This is a genomic window from Allotamlana fucoidanivorans (genome assembly GCF_045788535.1).
Lineage (GTDB): Bacteria > Bacteroidota > Bacteroidia > Flavobacteriales > Flavobacteriaceae > Allotamlana > Allotamlana fucoidanivorans.
The window spans coordinates 3,475,330-3,498,651 of the sequence record NZ_CP074074.1 but is presented as its reverse complement, the minus strand read 5'-3'; the positions used below and the strand labels follow the sequence as shown (position 1 = coordinate 3,498,651).

Below are 23,322 nucleotides of genomic sequence, written 5' to 3'. Positions count from 1 at the left end.
GGAGGCTTTTTTTAAAGTTTATAAAATAAGCGATAAACTCAAAATTAATTGATTGGGCCTAGTATCAATGCGGCTTTTGGTGTTTATAATGTTATTGTTTATAAAAGTAGCTTCATTTTCGTTAAATCCGCGTTCATATCTTAAATCTATACCTACTTTATTAAGGTTAAAACCAATCCCAAAATTGAGTCCAACTGTAAAATCATTTTCTATATCTCCTAAGGTGATACCATTAAAATCAGAGTCAACAATATATTGAAAGGATGGTCCGCCAAAAACACTTAAAGGGCCTATAACATCTATACCAACAAGTACGGGAGCATCAAGTTTTTGAAGCTTAAGCGTACCACTATCATATCTACTCTTGGTGCTGGTATATACTAATTCAGGTTTTAAAAAAACTTTAGAACCTACTTTTCCAAATATACCCAAATGGAATCCTGCGTTGGCGCTAGGCTTTTCGGCGCTACTTTCAATAGATTCAAAATAATTTCCATTAGCATTATAATTTAAACCACCTTTTAAGCCAAACCCTTGGGCTTCTTGAGCTATTAAAAAACTAGGAAAAGCTGTAAGTAAAAGAAAGCTAAATAATAGTTTTACGGAATGTCTCTGCATGTTTTGACGATTGTAAACTGTTTTTTCGTGTTTCATAATGTTCAGAATTTTTTGAGGTTTTCAATATATAATCAAAAACGTTGCCAAAGCGTTATTATTTTCTAAAGAGGGTATCATTATCCTATTTGAGTTATTTATCTTTGTCCACTTAAATGGTAGGAATGAAATTTGAATTAAAGTCACAAGATACCCAAAGTAAAGCCAGAGCTGGAAAAATAACTACAGATCATGGTGTAATTGAAACCCCAATTTTTATGCCTGTAGGTACATTGGCTACGGTAAAGGGCGTGCATCAAAGAGAACTGAAAGAAGAAATTAATCCGGATATTATTCTAGGAAACACCTATCATCTTTATTTAAGACCTTCAACAGATATTTTAGAAAAAGCTGGCGGTTTGCATAAATTTATGAATTGGGATAGAAATATCTTAACAGATTCTGGGGGCTATCAAGTTTACTCGTTATCGGCTAATAGAAAAATAAAAGAAGAAGGTGTAAAATTTAAGTCGCATATTGATGGGAGTTATCATGTGTTCACACCTGAAAATGTAATGGAAATTCAACGTACCATTGGAGCTGATATAATTATGGCATTTGATGAATGTACCCCGTATCCGTGTGACTATAATTATGCAAAACGCTCTATGCATATGACCCATAGGTGGTTAGATAGATGCATAAATCATCTGGAAAAAATACCAGTAAAGTATGGTTATAGTCAGGCTTTTTTTCCAATTGTTCAAGGAAGTACTTATAAGGATTTGCGTCAGCAATCTGCAGAATATATTGCTAATTCTGGAGCGGTAGGAAATGCTATAGGAGGTTTATCGGTTGGTGAACCAGCTGAAGAAATGTATGCCATGACCGATGTGGTTTGTTCTATTTTACCCGAAGATAAACCAAGATATTTAATGGGAGTTGGCACACCTATTAACATTTTGGAAAATATTGGATTAGGTGTTGATATGTTTGATTGTGTTATGCCAACACGTAATGCCAGAAACGGTATGTTATTTACGGCTCATGGTACCATAAATATAAAGAATAAAAAATGGGAGGCCGATTTTTCACCCATTGACGAGATGGGCATTACTTATGTTGATACCGAATATTCAAAGGCGTATTTAAGACATTTATTTACTGTTAATGAGTTGTTAGGTAAACAAATAGCTACTATCCATAATTTAGGATTTTATTTATGGTTGGTTCGTGAAGCAAGAAAACATATATTAGCTGGTGATTTTAGAATGTGGAAAAAAAAAATGGTTAAACAGATGGATAATCGTTTATAGTAAATATGAAAATCTTAGACTGGTACATACTCAAACGCTATTTGTTTACATTTTTTATGATGTTATTGTTGTTTATCCCTATTGGGATCACCGTACATCTTGCTGAAAAAATTGGAAAAATACTCGAGAATGAGGTGCCTTTAAATGAAGTGCTTCTTTATTTATTAGATTTCACTATTTACTTTGCTCATTTATTATTTCCATTATTTCTTTTTTTATCAGTAATTTGGTTTACGTCTAAGTTGGCAAATAATACAGAAGTTATTGCTTTTCTAAGTTCAGGTGTGTCGTTTAGTCGGTTTTTAAGACCCTATATGATAGGTTCTTTTATAGTGGCTGTTTTGGCGATTATTTTAGGATTATTTCTTGCGCCAAAGGCCAGTGAAGGGTTTAATGATTTTAGTTATAAATACTTTAAGAAAGGAAAAGTTGCAGTAGAAACAAGTAACGTATTTAGGCAGATTAATGACAATGATATCATTTATGTGAGTAACTTTAGTGTAAAAAACAATACGGGGTATAATTTTACACTAGAACATTTTGAAAATAATAAACTGGCTTATAAAATTTCAGCATCAAACATCAAATATATTGAAGCCGATAGCACATATAAATTAACTAATTATTTTAAAAGAGATATTGGGGAGAATGAAGATACCCTTGAAATAATTAAAGAAAAAGATACTGTTTTTGATTTTGAAGTAGATGATTTAATTCCTGTTATTTATGCAGCTGAGACCAAAATGTATGGCGATTTAAAAGAATTTATTGCCAAAGAAGAAGAACGTGGCTCCTCAAACGTAGGAAGGTTTAAACTTGTGCTTTACAGAAAATGGAGTCTGCCAGTATCTGTATTTATACTTACTATTATAGCCGTAGCAGTGTCCTCAATGAAACGAAGAGGTGGTATGGGTGTAAATCTGGCTGTTGGTATTTGTATAGCCATGGTTTTTGTTTTTTTTGATAAAGTATTTGGTGTTATGGCAGAGCAATCTGATTTCTCACCGCTTGTTGCCGTATGGTTTCCCAATGTTATTTTCGGAATTTTAGCTGCTTATCTTTTGTATAATGCCAAACGTTAAGTTTAAAAATTATTTACACCTCCACGTATTAGTTTTTATAGCTGGTTTTACGGCCATACTGGGAGAATTAATATCAATAAATGCGGTAAATTTAGTTTGGTACAGAATGCTCATGGCATCTATATTAATGTTCGTCTATATTAAATTAGCTAAGATTAATATCAAGATAACGTTAGCATCTGTAATAAGGCTCTCTATTGCAGGTGTTATTATAGCTTTGCACTGGATTACTTTTTTTGGAGCCATAAAAGCATCTAATATTTCCATTACTTTAGCTATGTTCTCTACTGGCGCTTTTTTTGCCTCACTAATAGAGCCCATTATTTACAAACGAAAAATCATTTGGTATGAGATTCTATTTGGTCTATTTGTGGTTTTGGGCGTTTTTGTAATTACGCAAAGTGAAATAAAATATTTAAAGGGCATTATATTAGGGGTTTCGTCTGCTTTCTTTTCCTCGTTGTTTGCGGTTTTAAATGGTCGGTTTTTAAGGCAGCATACAGCTACAGTTATTTCTTTTTATGAATTTTTAAGTGGTGTTGGCTTTATTTCTATCTATATCTTGTGCTGTAGTGGAGGTTTTTCAGAAACATTCTTCCATATTTCCTTTTCAGATTTAAAGTACCTGTTTATTTTGGCATCGGTATGTACAGCATATGCTTTTATTGCTTCTGTGTATGTTATGAAAGTAATTAGTCCGTATACCGTGGTATTATCGTACAATTTAGAGCCTGTTTATGGTATCATTATGGCTGTAATTTTGTTTCCCGAAAAAGAACGCATGACCCATACATTTTATTATGGAGCCTTGATTATTATTGGCGTTGTTGTATTAAATGCCGTATTGAAAAATCGAAGAAAATTAAAAAGAAAGAATTCTTAACCTGTTTACATAATTAAAGTTTTTATATTTGCATACTAACCAAGATTTAAATAGCAACACTAAATTTCAATGGAATATTTAGAATTTGAACTCCCAATAAAAGAGCTTGAAGACCAATTACAGAAGTGTAAAATAATTGGTAAAGAAAGTGATGTAGATGTTTCTGAAACTTGTAGTAAAATTGAAACCAAGCTAAAGGAAACTCAAAAAGACATTTATAAAAATTTAAGTCCGTGGCAACGCGTTCAGTTATCACGTCATCCTGATAGACCATATACTTTAGATTATATTAAAGCAATTTGTGGTGATTCTTTTCTAGAATTACATGGTGACCGAAGCTTTAAAGATGATAAAGCCATGATTGGCGGTTTAGGTAAAATAGGAGACCAAAGTTTTATGTTTATTGGTCAGCAAAAAGGCTATAATACTAAAACTAGACAATATAGAAACTTTGGAATGGCAAATCCTGAAGGATATAGGAAGGCGTTGCGATTAATGAAATCGGCTGAAAAGTTTGGTATTCCTGTTGTAACACTCTTAGATACACCAGGTGCTTACCCAGGTTTAGAGGCAGAAGAACGCGGACAAGGTGAAGCTATTGCCAGAAATATTTTAGAAATGACCAGACTAAAAGTACCGGTTGTAACCGTAGTTATTGGGGAAGGAGCCTCTGGTGGTGCCTTAGGTATTGGCGTAGGTGATAAGGTATTGATGCTAGAGAATACATGGTATTCAGTGATTTCACCTGAATCATGCTCATCTATTTTATGGCGTAGTTGGGAATACAAAGAACAAGCGGCCGAAGCTTTAAAATTAACAGCTTCTGATATGAAACGATTAAAACTTGTTGATGGTATTATTAAAGAGCCTCTTGGAGGTGCGCACCGTGATAGACAAAAGACCTTTAAAGCGGTAAGCGATGCTATTGAAAAATCATATGCAGAATTAAAAAACTTATCACCAGAAGATTTGGTTTCTCAACGTATGGATAAATATGCAAATATGGGTGTATTTAAAGGCTAAGTCTTTAAGACACTAGTATGTAAAAAAACTGAAACAACTTGTTTCAGTTTTTTTTGTACTTATTCACAATTTTTATAACTTATTAACAGTTAAATTGTTAATTAGTAGTTGACAATGATAACTACTTTTAATAGCTAAAACCCTTTCTTTTTAATTACATTCGTAGTTATGAAACAACCTAACCAAGTAGCAGGATACAGAGTAGATAAAAGTACCCTGATTAGCCTAGAAAAAGGTAAAATACCGCCTCAAGCCCTTGATTTAGAAGAGGTTGTTCTTGGGGCTATGATGATTGATAAAAAAGGTGTTGATGAAGTTATTGATATTTTAAGCGCCGAGGCTTTTTACAAAGAAGCGCATCAACATATTTTTGAAGCTATTTTTCAATTGTTTGAAAATAGTGAGCCTATTGACTTATTAACCGTTTCTACCCAGTTAAAGAAGAATGGAAAATTAGACGTGTCAGGTGGTGATTTTTATCTGATTTCCTTAACTCAAAAAGTATCGTCATCAGCTCATATTGAGTTTCATGCGCGTATCATTTTGCAAAAATATATTCAAAGAAGTTTAATCAAAATTTCTAGTGAAATTATAGAGGATGCGTATGATGAAACGAAAGATGTTTTTGATTTACTAGACAACGCTGAGTCTAAATTATACGAAGTTACCCAAGGTAATATTAAAAAGTCTAGTGAAACTGCTCAAGAATTAGTAATTCAAGCAAAGAAGAAAATTGAAGAAATTTCAAATAAAGAAGGACTTAGTGGTATTCCAACAGGATTTCATAAATTAGATAAACTTACCTCAGGTTGGCAACCTTCAGATTTAATTATTGTTGCAGCACGTCCTGGTATGGGTAAAACAGCTTTAACCTTATCGATGGCACGAAATATTGCTGTAGATCAAAACATTCCCGTTGCCTTCTTCTCGTTAGAGATGGCATCTGTGCAATTGATAACACGTTTAATTTCTAGCGAAACAGGCTTGTCTTCAGAAAAACTTCGTACAGGTAAACTTGAAAAACATGAATGGGAACAACTTAATGTTAAAGTAAAAGATTTAGAAAGAGCACCATTATTTATTGACGATACACCATCTCTTTCTATTTTCGATTTAAGAGCAAAGGCTAGGCGTCTAGCATCTCAACATGGCATTAAAATGATTATGATTGATTATTTGCAGTTAATGACAGGAGGTACTAGTCATGGAGGAAATCGTGAACAAGAAATTTCTATGATTTCTAGAAATTTAAAAGCTTTGGCAAAGGAGTTGATGGTTCCAGTCATTGCATTATCACAATTGTCTCGTGCCGTTGAAACCCGTGGAGGCAGTAAAAGACCGTTATTATCTGATTTACGTGAATCTGGTGCTATTGAGCAAGATGCAGATATTGTATCTTTTATTTACAGGCCAGAATATTATAAGATTGATGAATGGGATGATGAAGAGCGTTCACCAACTGAAGGACAAGCAGAATTTATTGTGGCAAAACATCGTAATGGTGGTTTGGAGAATATCCGTTTAAAATTCTTAGGACATCTTGGTAAGTTTGATAATTTAGATGATTTTGATTCGCCTTTTGAATTTCATTCTAAGATGAATAGTGCAGTTCAAGAAGATTCTTTTAATGCAGATAATTTTAAGGCAAGTCCAGATCAAGCTTTTGGAAGTGCATTCAATGATGATGATAACGAAGTTCCTTTTTAAAGACTTAAACCATAATTTAATTATTAAAAAGGAATCAGATTTTAATTTTTGAGTATCATTCACAATTATGAAGAAAGCCCTATTCATTCTGTTACTTTTTATATCCTCTCAGGCTTTTGCATCTTATGTGTTAATTCCTATGGATATTGATAGTCAAAAAAATCATTTAAAGGCATATGGTATTGCTTTTTGGACACTAAAAAAAGAACTGAAAATAAAATGGTTGCTTAATTACAGAGGTGGTTCATTTTTATTACCAGATACAGATTTTATTCAGAAAGAATGCCAGATACGAGGGGTGTCATTTGAAGTTGTCTCGGCGTCAAAAGCTGAAGCTATTCTTCAAGAAATAGGCAGCCCGAGTAAAAATATGGAAGCAGTAGTTCTTGAGAAAGCGCCCAAGATTGCCGTGTATACACCTAAGAGCAAACAACCATGGGACGATGCTGTGACCATGGTGCTTCAATATGCCGAAATTCCTTATGAAACTGTTTATGACCAAGAAGTTTTAAATGACGGGTTGCTCGCTTTTGATTGGTTGCATTTACATCATGAAGATTTTACAGGCCAATATGGTAAGTTTTATGCACAATATAGAGCCAGTGCTTGGTATATTCAAGAAAAGAAAGATGCCGAAATTTTAGCACATTCATTGGGTTATGATAAAGTATCACAAGAAAAGTTGGCGGTGGCTTTAAAAATTAGAGATTATGTTATTGGTGGAGGTTTTATGTTTGCTATGTGTAGTGCTACAGATAGTTTTGATATTGCCTTAGCTGCTGAGGGGGTTGATATTTGCGAACCTATGTTTGATGGAGATGGCAGTGATCCTGGGTATCAAAATAAAATTGATTACAGTAAAACATTTGCTTTTACTGATTTTTTATTGGAAAGAAATCCTAAAATATATGAATTTTCGTCTATTGATATGACGAATAAACGGATGGTTTCAAAAACTATTGATTATTTTTCGTTAATGGAGTTTTCTGCAAAATGGGATCCTATACCCACCATGCTCTGCCAAAATCATACAGCACTTGTAAAAGGGTTTATGGGTCAAACAACTTCGTTTACCAGAGATGAAATAAAATCGAATGTATTAATTTTAGGAGAAACAAAGTTTAACGGTGAAGCCAAGTATATTCACGGTATTAAAGGAAAAGGATTCTTTACATTTTACGGTGGGCATGACCCAGAAGACTATCAACACAGAGTGGGTGATGCTAAAACAGAATTAGATTTGCATCCTACATCGCCAGGTTATAGATTAATACTTAACAATGTCTTGTTTCCTGCAGCTCGAAAGAAAAAACAGAAAACCTGATTTCTTTACTATTCTAATGGAACAACCATGCGTTCAAAGGTATATATATATCCATCAGAACCCTGTTCTCCATTACTTCTATTGTTTTGATTGATAACCAATTTATCGTCGTTAGAATAAATAAACTCCCCATATTCTTCTGAATCAACAAATAGGAAAATTTTGTCTCCAGCTATGGTTGTTGATGTAGGATAAGGCCCATGGTCTAAACCGTCCTCAATCGTGTCATCTTCATTGTTATTTTCAACATATAGCAAATCTGTATAGTTATTTGGGTTAATATCAAATATCCAAATAATAGTTCCCAATTCAAAATCAATATTTACCCCAGAAATACCTCCAGACACATTTACCAAGTGCCATTGTGTAATAGTTGGTTTTTGCGTTTCTCCCTCTAATGGCGTTGTATTAGTACAATTGCTGAAAAATAGAAACATAATTACTATAGTAAAATATTTTGTCTTTATGTTTTCAAGATAGGTTTTCATGAAATGTCAATTTTATTTTATGAGGTGAATATAGTAAATATTTGAAATAAGGGAAGAAGGTATTTTTAATATAATTGATAAATTAGCTAGCAACAAAAATATAGAGTAATGCTATTTTTTCAGAACGAAATAAAATTAAAATCTTACCCCAGAGGGTTTCATCTCATAACAAATGAAGTTTTAAGTGCTATTCCTGAAATTAAAACAATTAAAATAGGGCAGTTACAAGTTTTTATTAAGCATACCTCGGCAAGTTTAACTATTAATGAGAATGTGGATTATACGGTAAGAACCGATTTTGAAAGCCATTTTAATATGATGGTTCCTGAAAATGCATCATATTACGAACATACTTATGAAGGATCTGATGATATGCCAGCACATATTAAAGCTTCATTACTTGGGGCATCGGTACAAATACCAATTACCAACGGGAAACCAAATCTTGGCATTTGGCAAGGGGTTTATTTATGTGAGCATCGTGATTTTGGAGGGTCAAGAAGCTTGGTGATTACGGTTTTTGGTAAGTAAAAATAGTGTAAAACCATCAAATGTGTTTGAGCGATAATAGTTCATGTTAGTAAGTAATATAATAGGCTTATTGTTACGTATTTGATAGTATAATAACATAGAATCCTGTAAACTGGTAAAATCATGTTATAAGAGGGTAAATTTTATCATTTATCCTTAAATCTTTTGTTCTTCTTTTGTGTACGTGAGGTGTTCTTGTTAATAAGGAAGAGCCTACATGTTTAAAATTGTCAAAAAAAAAGTTGAAATGAAGATTAAATATTGCCTGTATAGTGTGCTTGTAGTTCTTGCGTTAACAATGGCATCTTGTTCAAGTTCTGATACACCTCAAGAGATTGTTGAAACTGAAAATCCTGAAACAGAGAATCCTGATAATGGAAATGAAGGTGGAAACTCTGAACCCAATCCAGACTATCCGTTATCTGATCAATCAAACTCAGGGAATTGGGTGTTAAACCAAGATATGAGTGATGAGTTTGAAGATGGTACATTAGATGAGTCAAAGTGGCACATTCAAGGAAAAGATGGGATTTACAAATCAAATTTCATAGGTAGAGCCCCGTCTCAATTTTCTATAAACAATGCTGTTGTTGAATCTGGAAAATTGAAAATTGTCTCAAAATGGGAGCCTGACTTTAATTTTAGTGATAAAACCCAAACAGTTGGGGGTACGGTTTATAAATATGAAAACATCACTACAGCCGCTGTGATTAGTAAAAATCAGTTTCAGTATGGCTACATGGAAATAAAGTGTAAGTCTGCCAAGGCACCTGTAACCAGTTCGTTTTGGACAACGGGCACACGTTCCTCAGAATTAGACATGTTTGAAATGTTTGGAGGACACAAAACTAGTGGTACTTGGAGAAAAAGATTGAAATTTAATATTATTAGTTGGGATCCTAAAAACTACTATTATTTACCCGATGGCAGAGGGCCTGTACATACTCGAAACATTCAGGTAGACCATAATACAGCTGATGATTTTCATGTGTATGGTTATGAATGGACTGCTGAATACATAAAAATTTATGTTGATGGTGAATTGCACCCAGAAGGAACTATTTTAAAATCGGTTTTAACCAATAATGGTGCAGATCCTGACCGATGGGTTACCGATGTGCCTTATTGGATTTGGTTTGATTCTGAAACATTTCCTTGGTTAGGTATTCCAACTGAAGAAGATTTGCCAGCAGAATATCAAATAGAGTATTTAAGAGTATGGCAACAAAGTGAAAATTAATATGCTAAATAAGAATATGAGAAAATTAGTAAATAAAATAGTTTTAGGGGTTATTGTGGTGAGCGGTATTGGAGCACTCTCACTAGGGTGCAAAGGTAGTCAGGCAACTGTAAATAACATTAAGGTAGTCCCTTTTTCTGATCCAAATAATACAGGTAATTGGGTGCTGAACACTGCAGTAAGTGATGAGTTTGATGCAGAAACCATTGATGAAGATAGATGGTATATTGTAGGAAAGTTTGAAGATGGAAAACCATTTTATAAGCATCCAGATAAACCTAATAAAAAAGTTTGGAAAGGTAGAGCGCCATCCCAATTTTCAGGAAGAAATTACCGGTTAGTAGATGGTAAACTTATTCTTGAAACACGATGGGAACCCAATTTTCCATTTAGCGATGAAATTAGAAAACCTGTTTTTGGTGAAGCCATGCCATATGAAAATATTACTACAGCATGTTTTATTGGTCGTAAAGAATTCAAATACGGGTATATAGAAATAAAAAGTAAAGCAGCAGATGCTCCTGTTTCAAGTGCTTTTTGGGCCATGGGAGAACAACTAGAAATTGATTTTTTTGAATTATACGGCGGTACTGGTAATGAAAAGAAATCACATTTAGATAGTGAGTTATGGTGGTCTATTAGAGATTGGAGCAAACCAGTAACAGGAAAACCCACTTATACGGAAAGAAAAGATCTTGGTTTTAGAGTAGCGGATGATTTCCATGTTTATGGTATTGAGTGGAATGAAGACGGTATGAAATATTTTGTGGACGGTAAGTTGTTCTCTGAAGTTACAGCAGAACAAGTTACAGCATGGGCAAAAGAAAATAGGAAAAATTTAAATCTTCCAGAAGATTATAATGGGTATGTGGCCGACAGACCGATTAGTTTATGGCTAGACCAAGAAACATTTCCCTGGCATGATGTACCAAAATCAAAGGAAGAACTTATGGCAAAAAGTCCAGATGAAAAAAAAGAAGCAGGAGTGGTTGATTATGAAATAGAATATGTGAGAGTTTGGCAGAAAAAATAATTAATAGACATAAATTAAGTTAAATTTAAAAATTGAGAATTATGAAGAAAATTGTATTTACATTATTATTGATAGTAGCTTTTGCTTCAAGTTACGGGCAAAGTAAATGGCATAAACAACAAAACCAAATATTTGTTGATGCTGCAGCAAAAGAATATGGTTTAGATGATAGTCAAAAAGAAAAACTTTATGATGTTAGACTTGATATGGTAACCGCTTATATGGACTCTAATAAGGCTATGAAAGCTGGTGATATTACAAAGGAAGAAATGAGAGCTAAGAACAAAGAGGCTAGTGAAACATTTCATACGGAGTTAGCAAAAATTACAGGAAAACCTTATAAAGAAATGAAGCCTTGGCTAGACGAGATGCGAGAAAAAATGAATAAAAAATAGAACAAAAATCAAAATTCTCATGTATGTTCAATGCATGAGAATTTTTAGATTAATTTAAAACGACTACTAAATAAGAAACTATGTATTCTTCATTATATTCAAAACTGTTATCTGGTCTTGCTGTGTTTACTTTGATTAGCTGTCATTCAACAAAAAACAATAGTACGTCTCAACAAGCTGAAGTTCAAAAAATCGTTACGCCAGAAAGACCAAATATTTTAATGGTGCTTTGTGATGATTTAGGGTATTCAGATGTTGGTTTTAACGGATCAAAAGATATTACTACACCGGCCTTAGATAAATTGGCTCATAACGGTACTATACTTACTTCGGCTTACGTATCGCATCCTTTTTGTGGTCCGAGTAGAGCGGGGTTAATGACAGGGTTGTATGCTCATAAAATAGGCGCTCAATTTAATTTACCTCCTAATAGTGAAACTATAGCTCAAGGAATTTCTACTAAAGAAACTTTTATTAGTAAAGTGCTTGATGAATCAGATTATTACACAGGTTTAATTGGGAAGTGGCATTTAGGAGCTACGCCTGAATTTCATCCAAATGAAAGAGGCTTTGATGACTTTTATGGCTTTTTAGGAGGGGGGCATAAGTATTTTCCAGAGGCATACCGTGAGGCGTATGCCAAGCAAGAAAAACAAGGCAACAAAGTAATTTGGGATTATTTATCTCCTTTAGAACACAATGGTAAAAAGTTACATGAAACAGAATATTTAACAGACGCTTTTTCAAGAGAAGCGGTTCGTTTTGTTACAGAGGCTTCAAAAAAAGAAGAGCCATTTTTTTTATACCTTTCATATAATGCACCACATACACCATTAGAAGCAAAAGAAGAAGATTTGCAAAGATTCAGTCATATAAAAGATGAAAAGCGTAGAACTTATGCAGCGATGGTATATGCTGTTGACCGTGGCATTGAAAGAATTACTAAAGCCTTACAAGAAACAAATCAACTAGATAATACGCTTATTGTATTTTTTAGTGATAATGGCGGTAAAACTACAGCAGGAGCAACTAATTTTCCATTGAAAGAAGGTAAAGGAAGTGTTTATGAAGGCGGTCATAGAGTACCTATGTTTTTTCACTGGCCCAACGTTGTTCCGTCGGGAAAAAAATATAACCATTTAGTTTCGGCTTTAGATTTTTATCCAACGTTTACGCGATTGGCTGGGGCTAAGGTTCCAGAAGGAAAGCAACTTGATGGTAAAAATATTTGGGAAGATTTCTTAGCAGGAAAAAATGCACATGCTGATGATAATATTTATATTATGAGGCATAGAAATGGTTTTAGCGATGTAAGTGTAAGAAGAAATGAATGGAAAGCGGTTAAAGCCTATAATCAAAAATGGAAATTGTTTAACATTGAAAACGATATTAGTGAAAATAAAGATGTAAGTGCTAAGCATCCTGATGTTGTTAAAGAACTAGTAGGTGAGGGTGAAGTTTGGAGCAGGTTCCATGTGCAACCGCTTTGGTGGCATGATGTAAAAACTGGAGAAGAGTGGAAAGCTGATGGGATGCCTAAGTTTGATAAAACTTTTAGTTTGAACTAATTACCATATTACAATTTAAGATAAAATCACCAGTACTTGTATTGGTGATTTTTTCATAAAATTCTGTGATGATTTGGCTTGTAACGATTTGTTAATTACACTCATTAAGTTTTACGCGCGATAAAAAAATGTTATATTTGATTAAATGAAACTAGTACTAAAAAATTCAGATAACCCTATAACTAAGAAGTTAAACATTCATAGAAGGGATGTCCCTTGTTTGGATGCGGCTTGGCATTATCATCCCGAAATTGAGTTGTTATACATATCACAAAGTAATGGTATTCGTTTTGTAGGAGATAGTGTAGAACCATTCTACCCAGGAGATTTAGTATTAGTAGGTTCTTATTTACCTCATTTATGGAGAAACGATCCTTCGTATTACAAAGAAGGCAGTGTTCAAAAGGTGAAAACAATTGTTACTAAATTTACTAAAGACTTTCTAGGAAATGATTTATTTAAAGTTCCTGAATTTGCTGAAATTAACAATCTTTTAGAAGAAGCTAAGTTTGGTATCTGTTTTGGTGAAAATGCGGGAGAACGTCTTCATAGTGACATTATAAAGTTGCCGGAATTACCGCCTATAGAACAACAATTAAAGTTGTTAAATATTCTGTATGAGTTGTCAAAAGTAAAAGAAAAGAAAATACTCTCGTCTTCAGACATGCGACAATCTACAACCGAAAGTTCTGAGCGTATAGATACTGTGTTAAAATACATTTCAGATAATTATGCATCAAACATCAGTTTAGATGATATTGCAAATGTGGCTTGTATGACCACCAATTCGTTTTGTAGATTTTTTAAAAAGACTACAAATAAATCTTTTACACAGTTTCTGAATGAAATTAGAATTCGTAATGCTTCGAGATTATTGATTCAAGATAATTCCCCTGTTTCAGAAGTTTGTTATATAGTTGGCTTTAATAGTATTACCAATTTCAATAAGCAATTTAAGCAAATTATGGGAGTTACGCCTAAAGGGTTTAGGGAGGCCATATAAGAGTATTTTAAATTCCAATTAGAAAAATAGGTTAAGTCAGTGTTAATCATGGTTAATTTTTAACCAATGATACTTAGTTGTGACTATTATTTTTGTTTGTCTAAACTAAATAATAGCTATAATGCGTATTAACAAACTTAAATTTATTTTTCTTTTTATTACTTCCATTATTTCTTCAAAGCAACTTCAAGCCCAAACTGCCAATACGAAACCTAATATAATTGTTATTTTGGCAGATGATTTAGGTTATGGTGATGTTGGTTTTAATAGAGAAGCTGGGTTTCCCGCAGATTTGGGAATTATACCAACACCAAATTTAAACACATTAGCAGATAACAGTGTAATTTGTAAAAATGCACACGTGGCACATCCATTTTGTGGCCCCAGTAGAGCTGCTCTATTAACGGGAATGATGCCTCATAGAATTGGAGCACAATACAATCTTCCAAACGATATAACCAGTGATTTAGGTGTGCCTGTTAATGAAACTTATTTCCCTAAACTTTTGCAAGATGCAGGTTATAATACAATTGCTGTTGGTAAATGGCATTTAGGTTTTGAAGAAGGCTCGTATCAACCATTAGATAGAGGGTTTCATGAATTCTTCGGATTCTTAGGTGGTGGAAAATACTATTTTGAAGAGCGTTATGAGGATAACTTTTATAACCGATTGGGTGGAAGTAACCCAGTAACGAATGAATATCAAGATCCTTTATGGCGTGATCGTGGTTATGTGGCTGAAAGTGAGTTTAGCGATGCTGCAAATGAAGATTACTTAACCGATGTTTTAACTGATCAAGCTATTTCTTACATAAACACTTATGCACCTTCTAGCGATCCATATTTTATGTATTTGGCTTACAATGCACCGCATACACCTTTAGAAGCACCCGATGCTGAAATAGCTCAGTTTAAATCCGATAACCCAGATTTTGAAGACTTGGTTAGAAATAGTACCTATATGTCTGAAGCAAATCAGGTAAGTGATGATAAAATGGAAGATGAGGCAAGAGCATCTATGGGAGATGCTGCTTATAATGCCCTAACACCTCAAGAACAACAAGATGCTATAGAGGCCGCAAGACAAGCTAAAATTGAAGAATTTACTCAAGCTAGAATCACTTATGCTACTATGGTCACTAATATGGATAAAAATATTGGTCGCCTTGTCACAGAGTTAAAAAAGGATATGAATGAATTTAATAATACGGTCATTATATTTTTAAGTGATAATGGGGGGTATACTTATAGTAAAGGAGCTGTTAATTATCCTTTAGCGGCTTTAAAGGGTAGTGTTAATGAAGGCGGGCATAAAGTGCCTATGTTTGTGCATTGGCCAGACCAAATTACGTCAAAAGCGTATTACAACCATCAATTAAGTGCTCTTGATATTTATCCTACACTGGTAAATATGGCAGGAGGAACTATTCCAGAAGAAAAGGTATTAGATGGAGTAGATTTTATGGATGATTTAATAGCAGGCACAGATCCAAGAGCAGGTGAAAATATTTTAATTATGAGACCATATAATGGTTTTCATAATGGTGGTATTGCTAACGGACAATGGAAAATTGTAAAGACTGGCGGTAACGGGAGCTGGCGTTTATATGATATAGAAAATGATCCTGGCGAAACGACCGATTTAAGAGCTTCTGAACCTAATGCAGAGCAAATTATTCAAGATATTCTTGATAAAGCGGTGGCTACAGTAAAAGAGTTTAAAGATGTAAAGCCACAATGGTTTGATAATGACGATGGTGGTGCAGGGCACCCTCATAGCTTTTTATGGGATGACGGTACATTGCCAGGTTACAATAGGTTGTTTGAAAGTAATGAATTGCTCTTAGAAAGTGAAATTAGTGAAATTAGTATAACAGGTGAAACGGATGCTATTGAAGGCGATGTGAATGGTGTGTTTAAGGTGAGCTTGCCAGAAGGGATTCTAGCATCAGAAGATATTGATGTTACCTACACCGTAAGTGGTGAAGCCACAGCTGGTAACGATTATACCACCCTTACAGGAAATATAACCATCGCATCAGGAACCAATTCATCTGAAATTACTATTGTAGCGGGAGATGATAGTATGGAAGAGGCAAGTGAGTCAGTAACCATAACATTGCAATCTACCACAGTCGGCTCTGTGAATTCTACCCCTGCAAGTATTTTAATTTTTGATGTGATTTTGCCTACACAGTTAACTGCCGGTGATGTTGCCATTGTAGGATATAAGGCAGCAAGCGGAAATGTGGGTGAACTAGCTTTTGTTATTTTAAAAGAAATTACCGCAGGAACAAGTTTGAGTTTTTCAAACAGAGGTTGGAATACCGATGGTAGTTTCAATGAAGGTAATAGTGGTCCTTATTCCATTGATGATGTATTTAGTTGGACAGCAACAGATACTCATGAAGCAGGGACTATTTTTAAATTACAACGAAGTGGTGTAGTTACTACGGTAATAGCGGGAATAGAAACACAGGTAGGTAATATATCGCAAACCTTTGGAACAGATGGTGATTGGGATTTATCACCTGCTGGAGATACTGTATTAATCTATGCGGGTGATTCAGCCATGCATCCTGCCGATAATAGCGATTTGTGGTTAACAGGATTAAATACTAATGGAATTGATAATGGCGGAAGCGTTCAAGTAGCTGGATGGGGTATTGGTGGCGGTAATTCCTTTTGTGATTTGCCAACAGCTTTGGTTGGTTTTAATATAGACGTAACGGGTGGAGATATAGCGCTTAACAAATGGGATAAAAATTACGGCGTATATATAGGTGGAACTTCAGGCACACCAAATCAAGTAAGAGCAAGTGTTTATAATCATATCAATTGGAATGTAAATGAAGATAATGCTTATGCCCTTTGGAATAGTTCAAAATCGGTAGGAGGAATTGATGGAGATATCATCTTAGGAGGTGTAACCTTATCTTCAAAACCTATTGAAAAAAGTACTATCGGATTACAAATTTATCCAAATCCAACAAGAGATTATATTACACTAAAGTTTTCAGAAAAATATACCAAAGTAAGTGTGCAAGTGCTTTCAAATACAGGGCAGTTAGTTAATGAATTTAATTCTCAGGATTCAGAAACCAATATCAATTTAGTTTCATTACCAACAGGCATGTATTTTTTTAAAATACAAGCAGATAGCACTCTAATTATAGAAAAAGTGGTCAAATTATAATATCAAACTTACCTCTAAAAGAACAGTCATAAAAAGTTAGTTTAGTTAATAAATCGTTTTTTTAGAAATAGAAACCCGTTGTTTTTTTGGCAATGGGTTTTCTTTTTCTGATTGCAGTAAAATGATGTATATTCAAAGATAAAATTGAGTTGATACTTGGTAAAATATATCAATAAATGGAAGTGAATTTAAATTAATTTTGGTTTACTAATAATTCATGAAAAAACTCAATAGAAAGGGTTTAAAAGAAGATTTGCCAAGAAGGAAAGCAGCAAATCACTTATAAACATAGTTAAATTAAACAAACTAATTAAAATAGTTACATAATAACGAAAGAATAATAAAATGAGTACGTATAAAAAACTAAAGGAAATAAACATCGGGTCATGTAATTGGACTGGAGGTTTTTGGGCTGATAAATTCAAAAAATGTGAGGAGGTTATGGTGCCATATATGGGAAATGTTTTGTGTGGCGATGTGGGGCATGCGTTAAATAATTTTAAAATAGCAGCTGGAGAAAAAGAAGGAGAGCACAAAGGTATGTTTTGGCATGATGGTGATTTTTACAAGTTTGTTGAAGCAAAAACATGTGTATATGCGTATACAAAGAATGAAAAACTTCTTAGCGAGATTGATGAATATATTAGCATTATTGGGAAAGCACAAGAAGATGATGGATACTTACAAACTCAAATACAATTAAGCAATGATGCAGATAGGTATGAGAACCGTAAATACCATGAAATGTATAACAGTGGGCACTTATTAATAAGTGCTTGTATACATCATAAAGTAACAGGGCAAAGAAACTTCTTAGATATTGCCATAAAACATGCCGATTTGATGTATGTGATTTTTATGCCAGAGACCAAACATTATGGTCGTTTCGGGTTTAATCAAACACAAATCATGGGCTTGGTTGAGCTGTACAGAACAACAAAAGATAAGCGTTATTTAAGCTTAGCTGAAAAATTTATTAATAATAGGGGTAAATATGAAGTAAAACACGACTCTACCACAGTAGGTTATCCTATTGGCGATATGGTTCAGGAAAGAACGCCACTAAGAATTTCAGAAGAAGCGGTGGGTCATGCTGTATTAGCGTTGTATTATTATGCTGGTGCGGCCGATGTGTATTCTGAAACTGGAGAACAGGCCTTAATAGATGCTTTAGATAGATTATGGGAAAATGTTACCGATAAAAAAATGTACGTAACAGGAGCTGTGGGGCAAGCACATTATGGGGCTTCTACCAACCTTGATATGATAGAGGAAGGTTTTATTGATGAGTACATGATGCCTAACATGACTGCCTATAATGAAACTTGTGCCAATTTATGTAATGCCATGTTTAGCTACCGTATGTTAAATATTCATGGCGAATCTAAATACGCAGATATTATCGAGTTGGTATTATATAATAGTGGATTGTCGGGTATTAGCGTTGAGGGAAAAGATTATTTCTATGCCAATCCACTTAGAATGGTTAATAATACAAGAGATTATGAGGCGCATGCCGATGTTACTGAAACACCAAACAGACAGCCTTATTTAGAGTGTTTTTGTTGTCCGCCAAACTTAGTACGAACCATTGCAAAAGTATCAGGTTGGTCTTATAGTATTGCAGAAAATGGTCTGTCAGTCAATCTTTTTGGAAGCAACCAATTAGAGACACAGTTAAAAGATGGTTCAAATTTAAAACTTACTCAAGAAACCAATTACCCATGGGATGGTTTAGTAACCATAACAATTGAAGAGTGCAAATCATCTGCGTTTGATATTAAACTGAGAATACCAGGATGGACTGAAGGCGCTTCCATTCAAGTGAATGGCAAAACGTTGGATCAAGATGTGCAATCTGGTCAGTTTTCAACTATTAATCGTGTTTGGACTAAGGGAGATGTTATTACTTTAAATCTTCCAATGCCTATAAAACTTATTGAAGGGCATCCAAGAATAGAAGAAGTAAGGAATCAAATTGCAGTAAAACGAGGACCTATAGTATATTGTATAGAATCACCTGATTTACCTGAAAACACTGAGATACTTGATGTGTATTTTAATGGAGATTCAAAACTTAAGGCGGTTCATAAATCAGATTTCTTAGGTGGTGTAACTGTAATTGAAAGCGAATTGCTATTAAGAAAAGACAATAAAGCAGGCATGTATAGAAGTGTAAGTAAGCCGCAATGGGAAGCTTACCAAACACAGTTGGTGCCATACTTTGCTTGGAGCAATAGGGGGCAGGCAGAAATGACTGTTTTTATGCCAATTGTCTGGAATTAATAAATATATCTTATGAGATCAAGAAATAGATATGATGTTTTAAAGCAATTACCTTTATTGGTAATTGCTTATTTCTTTTTTTTTAACGTGTGTACTGCTCAAACCAGTACAGGTTGGTTTGTAGAGGCTAAGAAAGATTTTCCAAGACAGGAAAAAAATCTTAGAAAGTGGGATGCACCTGTGGTGGCAGACTTAGATCAAGATGGATATTTAGACCTGTTAATTAATGATCATGGTTATGGTATTCAGGTGTGCTGGAATAACAAAGGTAAGTTTGCTAAGCCCTTCGATATTATTATGGGAGATTTACATGGTGTTTCAGCAGGCGATTTTGATTTAGACGGTAACATAGAAGTTATTATGTCTCGTGGCGGTGGTTCTGGTAGTAATGCTAGAAATTCAAAGATGTATCGTGTTGTAGGAAGAGATTTTGTACCTATGAAGGATTTTAAGGAACCTTTAGCATTAATGAGAGGAAGAACCGTTCAATTTGTTGATATTAATAATGATGGTAACTTAGATCTCCTGAATTTTGCGTTCCCTGATGCTTCAAAAAAAGGGAAAAGCGAAAATTACATCTATAAGAATAACGGCCAAGGCGAGCTCGTTTTACAAGATACTTTGGCACCAAGTAAAGCAGATGGACAAAAAGTTTTAGTGACAGATTATAACGGAGATCAAGTTTTAGATCTTGTTATGTACGGTCATGGTAAGGTTAAAATATATAAAGGAGGTGACGGTTTTACCTTTGAAGATGTTACCAAAAAAGTACTGCCTTTTGATATTGATAATGTAACAGGAGTTGCCGAGATTGATTTTGATAATGATGGTGATTTTGATTTGTATTTTACCCGAGGGCATGACTTTGAAATAGGTGAAACATTCTTTAATTCAGAGACCAAAGACTTTGGGTTTTTTACTAAACGGGGTAAATTTCAGTTTGAAGATTTAGAAGCCGGAGATATTCTAAGTCTTGAAAATTTTCAATCGCAGTGGCCAAACAACGATACCTATTTTATTGGCGAAGCTTCATATGATTATGAGTTTGAAGGAGAAACACATTCAGGAAAAGACATTCGATTAGTGAATAGTAACGCACTAGGTTTTCCTGACAACACTAATTATGAAGACAAAAAAGGTTGGTATATTGGGTTTGTAGGAAATAATAGTTGGCGCATTGCTGGGTTTCTTTGGGCACCTGCAACAGGTGTTGTTCATGGTGTTAAAAATTATCCAGCCTACAATCATAAAGAAGGACTTCCTGATATGTTATTAGAAAACAAAGGAGGTAAATTTCATGATGTAACAAAAAAGGCAGGTGTGTTTTTTAACGATAATTCGAGTGCTGTGGCTATTGCAGATTTTAATAATGATGGGTTTTCAGATATTCTCGTTGTACCAAGAGGTAATTTAGTGTATAAGAATAAAGCCATCATTTTTGCTAATAGAAATGGCGAAATATTTAAAAAGCTTGAGAATCCTAATATCATGTCCCCAGAATTAGGAGCTATAGGAATGGCTGTAGAAACATTAGATTACAACAATGATGGAAACGTTGATGTTGTTGTGGGTAATGAGCGCGGTAAGTGGCATTTATTCAAAAATGTGTTATCAGTAGCAGACATAGATAATAAGTATGCCATTGTAAATATTGGATATGCGCCATCAAAAAAAGTATCAGCTTTGGGAGCTATGGTAACCATAGTATATGGAAATCAAAAACAACAAAAACGCGTAGGTTCTACAGCAGCTCAATATTCATTGAGTTTTAATAATTTAATCCATTTTGGTTTAGGTGCTGATGTGAAATCTGCAAAAATTATTGTTACTTGGTCCAACGGAGAAACTGTTGAACATAAAATAAGTAAATTTAACACCCAAATATCTGTGGGAAAAAAACGAACTAACTAAACTAAAACCTATGAGTTCATATAAAAAAAATGCGTTTACCTATTCCACCATTGTAGCTATGGGTGGCTTTCTGTTTGGATTAGATGCAGCATTAATTTCTGGAACAACTAAATTCATTTCAAAAGAATTTGCGTTATCAACTTTAGAGTTGGGCACAGTAGTAAGTGCTCCAGCATGGGGTGTATTGTTAGCCTTACTTTTTGCAGGATGGGTAAGTAATAGATTTGGAAGAAAAAGAGCTATTCAAATTATAGCCATTCTGTATATTGTTTCAGCCGTTTCTTCGGCGTTTGCACCAAGTTATGTGATGCTTGTTATAGCCAGATTTTTAGGAGGTTTGGCATTTACATCAATTTCAATGGCCTCCATGTATATAGGAGAGATTGCTCCTCAAGAATACCGAGGAAAATTAGTTTCCATGATTCAAATTAATATTGTGATAGGGCTTTCAGCTGCTTATTTTTTAAACTATTTAATTATTGATTTAGTCAGTTCAGGAGCGCCATGGGTTTCGGAATGGGGTATTGATACTAATACATGGCGTTGGATGCTTGGTACTGAAATTATTCCTGCCATACTATGGCTTGGATTATTGTTTATAGTTCCTAGAAGTCCGTCTTGGTTGATGTTTCAAGGGCGTATAGATGAAGCTAAAATAACATTAAAAAAACTTATTCCCGAAAATCAAGTAGATCAACATATTGACGATATGCAAGATAGTTTGAGCAAAAGTTCAAGCGATCATTCATTAAGAGCGCAGTTTAAAGAAATTATGGGTAAACCTATGCGGGTTACTTTAATTATTGCTCTAACCATTGCTATTGCACAACAAGCAACAGGTATTAACGCCATTCTTTTTTATGCCCAAACAGTTATTGAGCAACTAGGTATAGGAAGCGATGCCTCATTCTTGCAAGCTATTTGGATTGGTCTTACTAGTGTAGTATTTACCATTTTAGGATTACTTCTTGTAGATAAATTAGGCAGAAGGCCCTTAATTATTTATGGCATGATATGGATTGTTTTAAGTTTAGGATTGTGTTCATTCGGCTTTTACCAAGCCAGATATACCATTACTGCCGATGCTGTTTCTGAAATGAAAGAGATACCAAATGCAGAGCGTTTAAAAAAAATGGTTGATGTAGAATATAAAAGTGATGCAGAGTTTAAAAATGCACTAAAAGAAACTTTAGGTGAAGCTGATGCTCGTGATTTTTCTGGGTTGTTAATTCAAAAGTCAGCCACTATGAATGCCATGCTAATTTTCTTTGGTATTTTGAGTTTCATTGCGGCTTTTCATTTCTCTGTAGGGCCTGTTATGTGGGTGTTGTTTTCAGAAATATTCCCCATATCTATTCGAGGTATAGCCATTCCTGCTATTACGTTAATAACTAGTTTGGTTAGTATGTTAGTACAACAGTTTTTTCCATGGCAATTGGATCAATTCGGTATAAGTACTACGTTGTTGATTTATGCTATTGTAGTGGCCATAGGTCTTATAATATTATTTAAATACCTAGTAGAAACTAAAGGGTTAACTATAGAAGAAATTCAAGACAAGTTGCAATCTAAATAAGTAGCCTTCGAGAAGTTAGGTGTAGCCTATGTAATATTACAGTAGGTAAGAATAAAGAATCTAAGTCTATCAATGTATTGAAGTACATGTGTTAGGATGTGATTAATATTAATCCTTGTATTAAGAGTTGACATAAGATTATTTCCGTTATATAATTTCAACATTT

Annotated in this window: 18 protein-coding genes; 16 read left to right on the top strand and 2 right to left on the bottom strand. The window is 34.2% G+C overall.

The annotated features are described in order from the left end of the window. Positions 1–18 precede the first annotated feature (18 nt). Positions 19–618 carry an outer membrane beta-barrel protein gene (locus KFZ70_RS14735; protein ID WP_139698491.1) on the bottom strand — a complete coding sequence of 200 codons (600 nt, stop codon included), beginning with the start codon at positions 616–618 and terminating at the stop codon, positions 19–21. A gap of 161 nt (positions 619–779) precedes the next feature. On the opposite strand from KFZ70_RS14735, the gene tgt reads away from it, so the two are divergent. The 6 genes from tgt to KFZ70_RS14705 all read left to right on the top strand — a co-directional run bounded on the left by tgt (position 780) and on the right by KFZ70_RS14705 (position 7,929). Beyond that, positions 780–1,910 (top strand): tRNA guanosine(34) transglycosylase Tgt, encoded by a 1,131-nt coding sequence (gene tgt / locus KFZ70_RS14730; RefSeq protein ID WP_139698427.1) that lies wholly within the window; start codon positions 780–782, stop codon positions 1,908–1,910. A 5-nt stretch (positions 1,911–1,915) separates the two neighbouring features. Then, complete coding sequence (locus tag KFZ70_RS14725; protein WP_139698426.1) at positions 1,916–2,992, top strand: LptF/LptG family permease; 1,077 nt, start codon at positions 1,916–1,918, stop codon at positions 2,990–2,992. Further along, the gene (locus tag KFZ70_RS14720) at positions 2,979–3,875 is read left to right on the top strand and encodes a DMT family transporter (protein WP_139698425.1); all 897 of its coding nucleotides are present in this window, start codon (positions 2,979–2,981) and stop codon (positions 3,873–3,875) included. Before KFZ70_RS14725 ends, KFZ70_RS14720 begins: the two co-directional genes overlap by 14 nt. Before the next feature lie 69 nt (positions 3,876–3,944). Beyond that, entirely contained in the window at positions 3,945–4,898 is a 954-nt protein-coding gene (locus KFZ70_RS14715) for an acetyl-CoA carboxylase carboxyltransferase subunit alpha (RefSeq protein ID WP_139698424.1), read from the top strand. A gap of 168 nt (positions 4,899–5,066) precedes the next feature. Next, positions 5,067–6,605: a replicative DNA helicase gene (gene dnaB / locus KFZ70_RS14710; RefSeq protein WP_139698423.1), complete on the top strand. Its 1,539-nt coding sequence runs from the start codon at positions 5,067–5,069 to the stop codon at positions 6,603–6,605. A gap of 67 nt (positions 6,606–6,672) precedes the next feature. Further along, entirely contained in the window at positions 6,673–7,929 is a 1,257-nt protein-coding gene (locus KFZ70_RS14705) for an asparagine synthetase B (protein ID WP_199240693.1), read from the top strand. Positions 7,930–7,937: 8 nt separating this feature from the next. On the opposite strand, the gene KFZ70_RS14700 is transcribed toward KFZ70_RS14705, so the two are convergent. After that, positions 7,938–8,417: a hypothetical protein gene (locus KFZ70_RS14700; protein ID WP_139698422.1), complete on the bottom strand. Its 480-nt coding sequence runs from the start codon at positions 8,415–8,417 to the stop codon at positions 7,938–7,940. 108 nt (positions 8,418–8,525) lie between these two features. Between KFZ70_RS14700 and KFZ70_RS14695 the strand changes: the two genes are divergently transcribed. The 10 genes from KFZ70_RS14695 (at position 8,526) to KFZ70_RS14650 (ending at position 23,156) form a co-directional block, all read left to right on the top strand. Then, positions 8,526–8,948: a secondary thiamine-phosphate synthase enzyme YjbQ gene (locus KFZ70_RS14695; RefSeq protein ID WP_139698421.1), complete on the top strand. Its 423-nt coding sequence runs from the start codon at positions 8,526–8,528 to the stop codon at positions 8,946–8,948. A gap of 247 nt (positions 8,949–9,195) precedes the next feature. Then, positions 9,196–10,188: a family 16 glycosylhydrolase gene (locus tag KFZ70_RS14690; RefSeq protein WP_158293224.1), complete on the top strand. Its 993-nt coding sequence runs from the start codon at positions 9,196–9,198 to the stop codon at positions 10,186–10,188. A gap of 16 nt (positions 10,189–10,204) precedes the next feature. Beyond that, positions 10,205–11,221, top strand: coding sequence for a family 16 glycosylhydrolase (locus tag KFZ70_RS14685; protein ID WP_139698419.1), 1,017 nt, complete (start codon positions 10,205–10,207; stop codon positions 11,219–11,221). Between the two features lie 41 nt (positions 11,222–11,262). Beyond that, positions 11,263–11,616 carry a hypothetical protein gene (locus tag KFZ70_RS14680; protein WP_139698418.1) on the top strand — a complete coding sequence of 118 codons (354 nt, stop codon included), beginning with the start codon at positions 11,263–11,265 and terminating at the stop codon, positions 11,614–11,616. An 80-nt stretch (positions 11,617–11,696) separates the two neighbouring features. After that, on the top strand, positions 11,697–13,184 hold the full coding sequence (locus tag KFZ70_RS14675; protein WP_139698417.1) for a sulfatase-like hydrolase/transferase: 1,488 nt from the start codon (positions 11,697–11,699) through the stop codon (positions 13,182–13,184). A 145-nt stretch (positions 13,185–13,329) separates the two neighbouring features. After that, a complete protein-coding gene (locus KFZ70_RS14670) occupies positions 13,330–14,187 on the top strand; it encodes an AraC family transcriptional regulator (RefSeq protein ID WP_139698416.1) in 858 nt (285 codons plus the stop codon). A gap of 121 nt (positions 14,188–14,308) precedes the next feature. Continuing rightward, entirely contained in the window at positions 14,309–17,383 is a 3,075-nt protein-coding gene (locus KFZ70_RS14665) for a sulfatase-like hydrolase/transferase (protein WP_139698415.1), read from the top strand. 345 nt (positions 17,384–17,728) lie between these two features. Further along, positions 17,729–19,669 (top strand): glycoside hydrolase family 127 protein, encoded by a 1,941-nt coding sequence (locus KFZ70_RS14660; protein WP_139698414.1) that lies wholly within the window; start codon positions 17,729–17,731, stop codon positions 19,667–19,669. 12 nt (positions 19,670–19,681) lie between these two features. Beyond that, on the top strand, positions 19,682–21,580 hold the full coding sequence (locus tag KFZ70_RS14655) for a CRTAC1 family protein (RefSeq protein WP_139698413.1): 1,899 nt from the start codon (positions 19,682–19,684) through the stop codon (positions 21,578–21,580). A 10-nt stretch (positions 21,581–21,590) separates the two neighbouring features. Next, positions 21,591–23,156, top strand: a complete 1,566-nt coding sequence (locus KFZ70_RS14650; RefSeq protein WP_139698412.1) for an MFS transporter — start codon at positions 21,591–21,593, stop codon at positions 23,154–23,156. Positions 23,157–23,322: the final 166 nt, after the last annotated feature.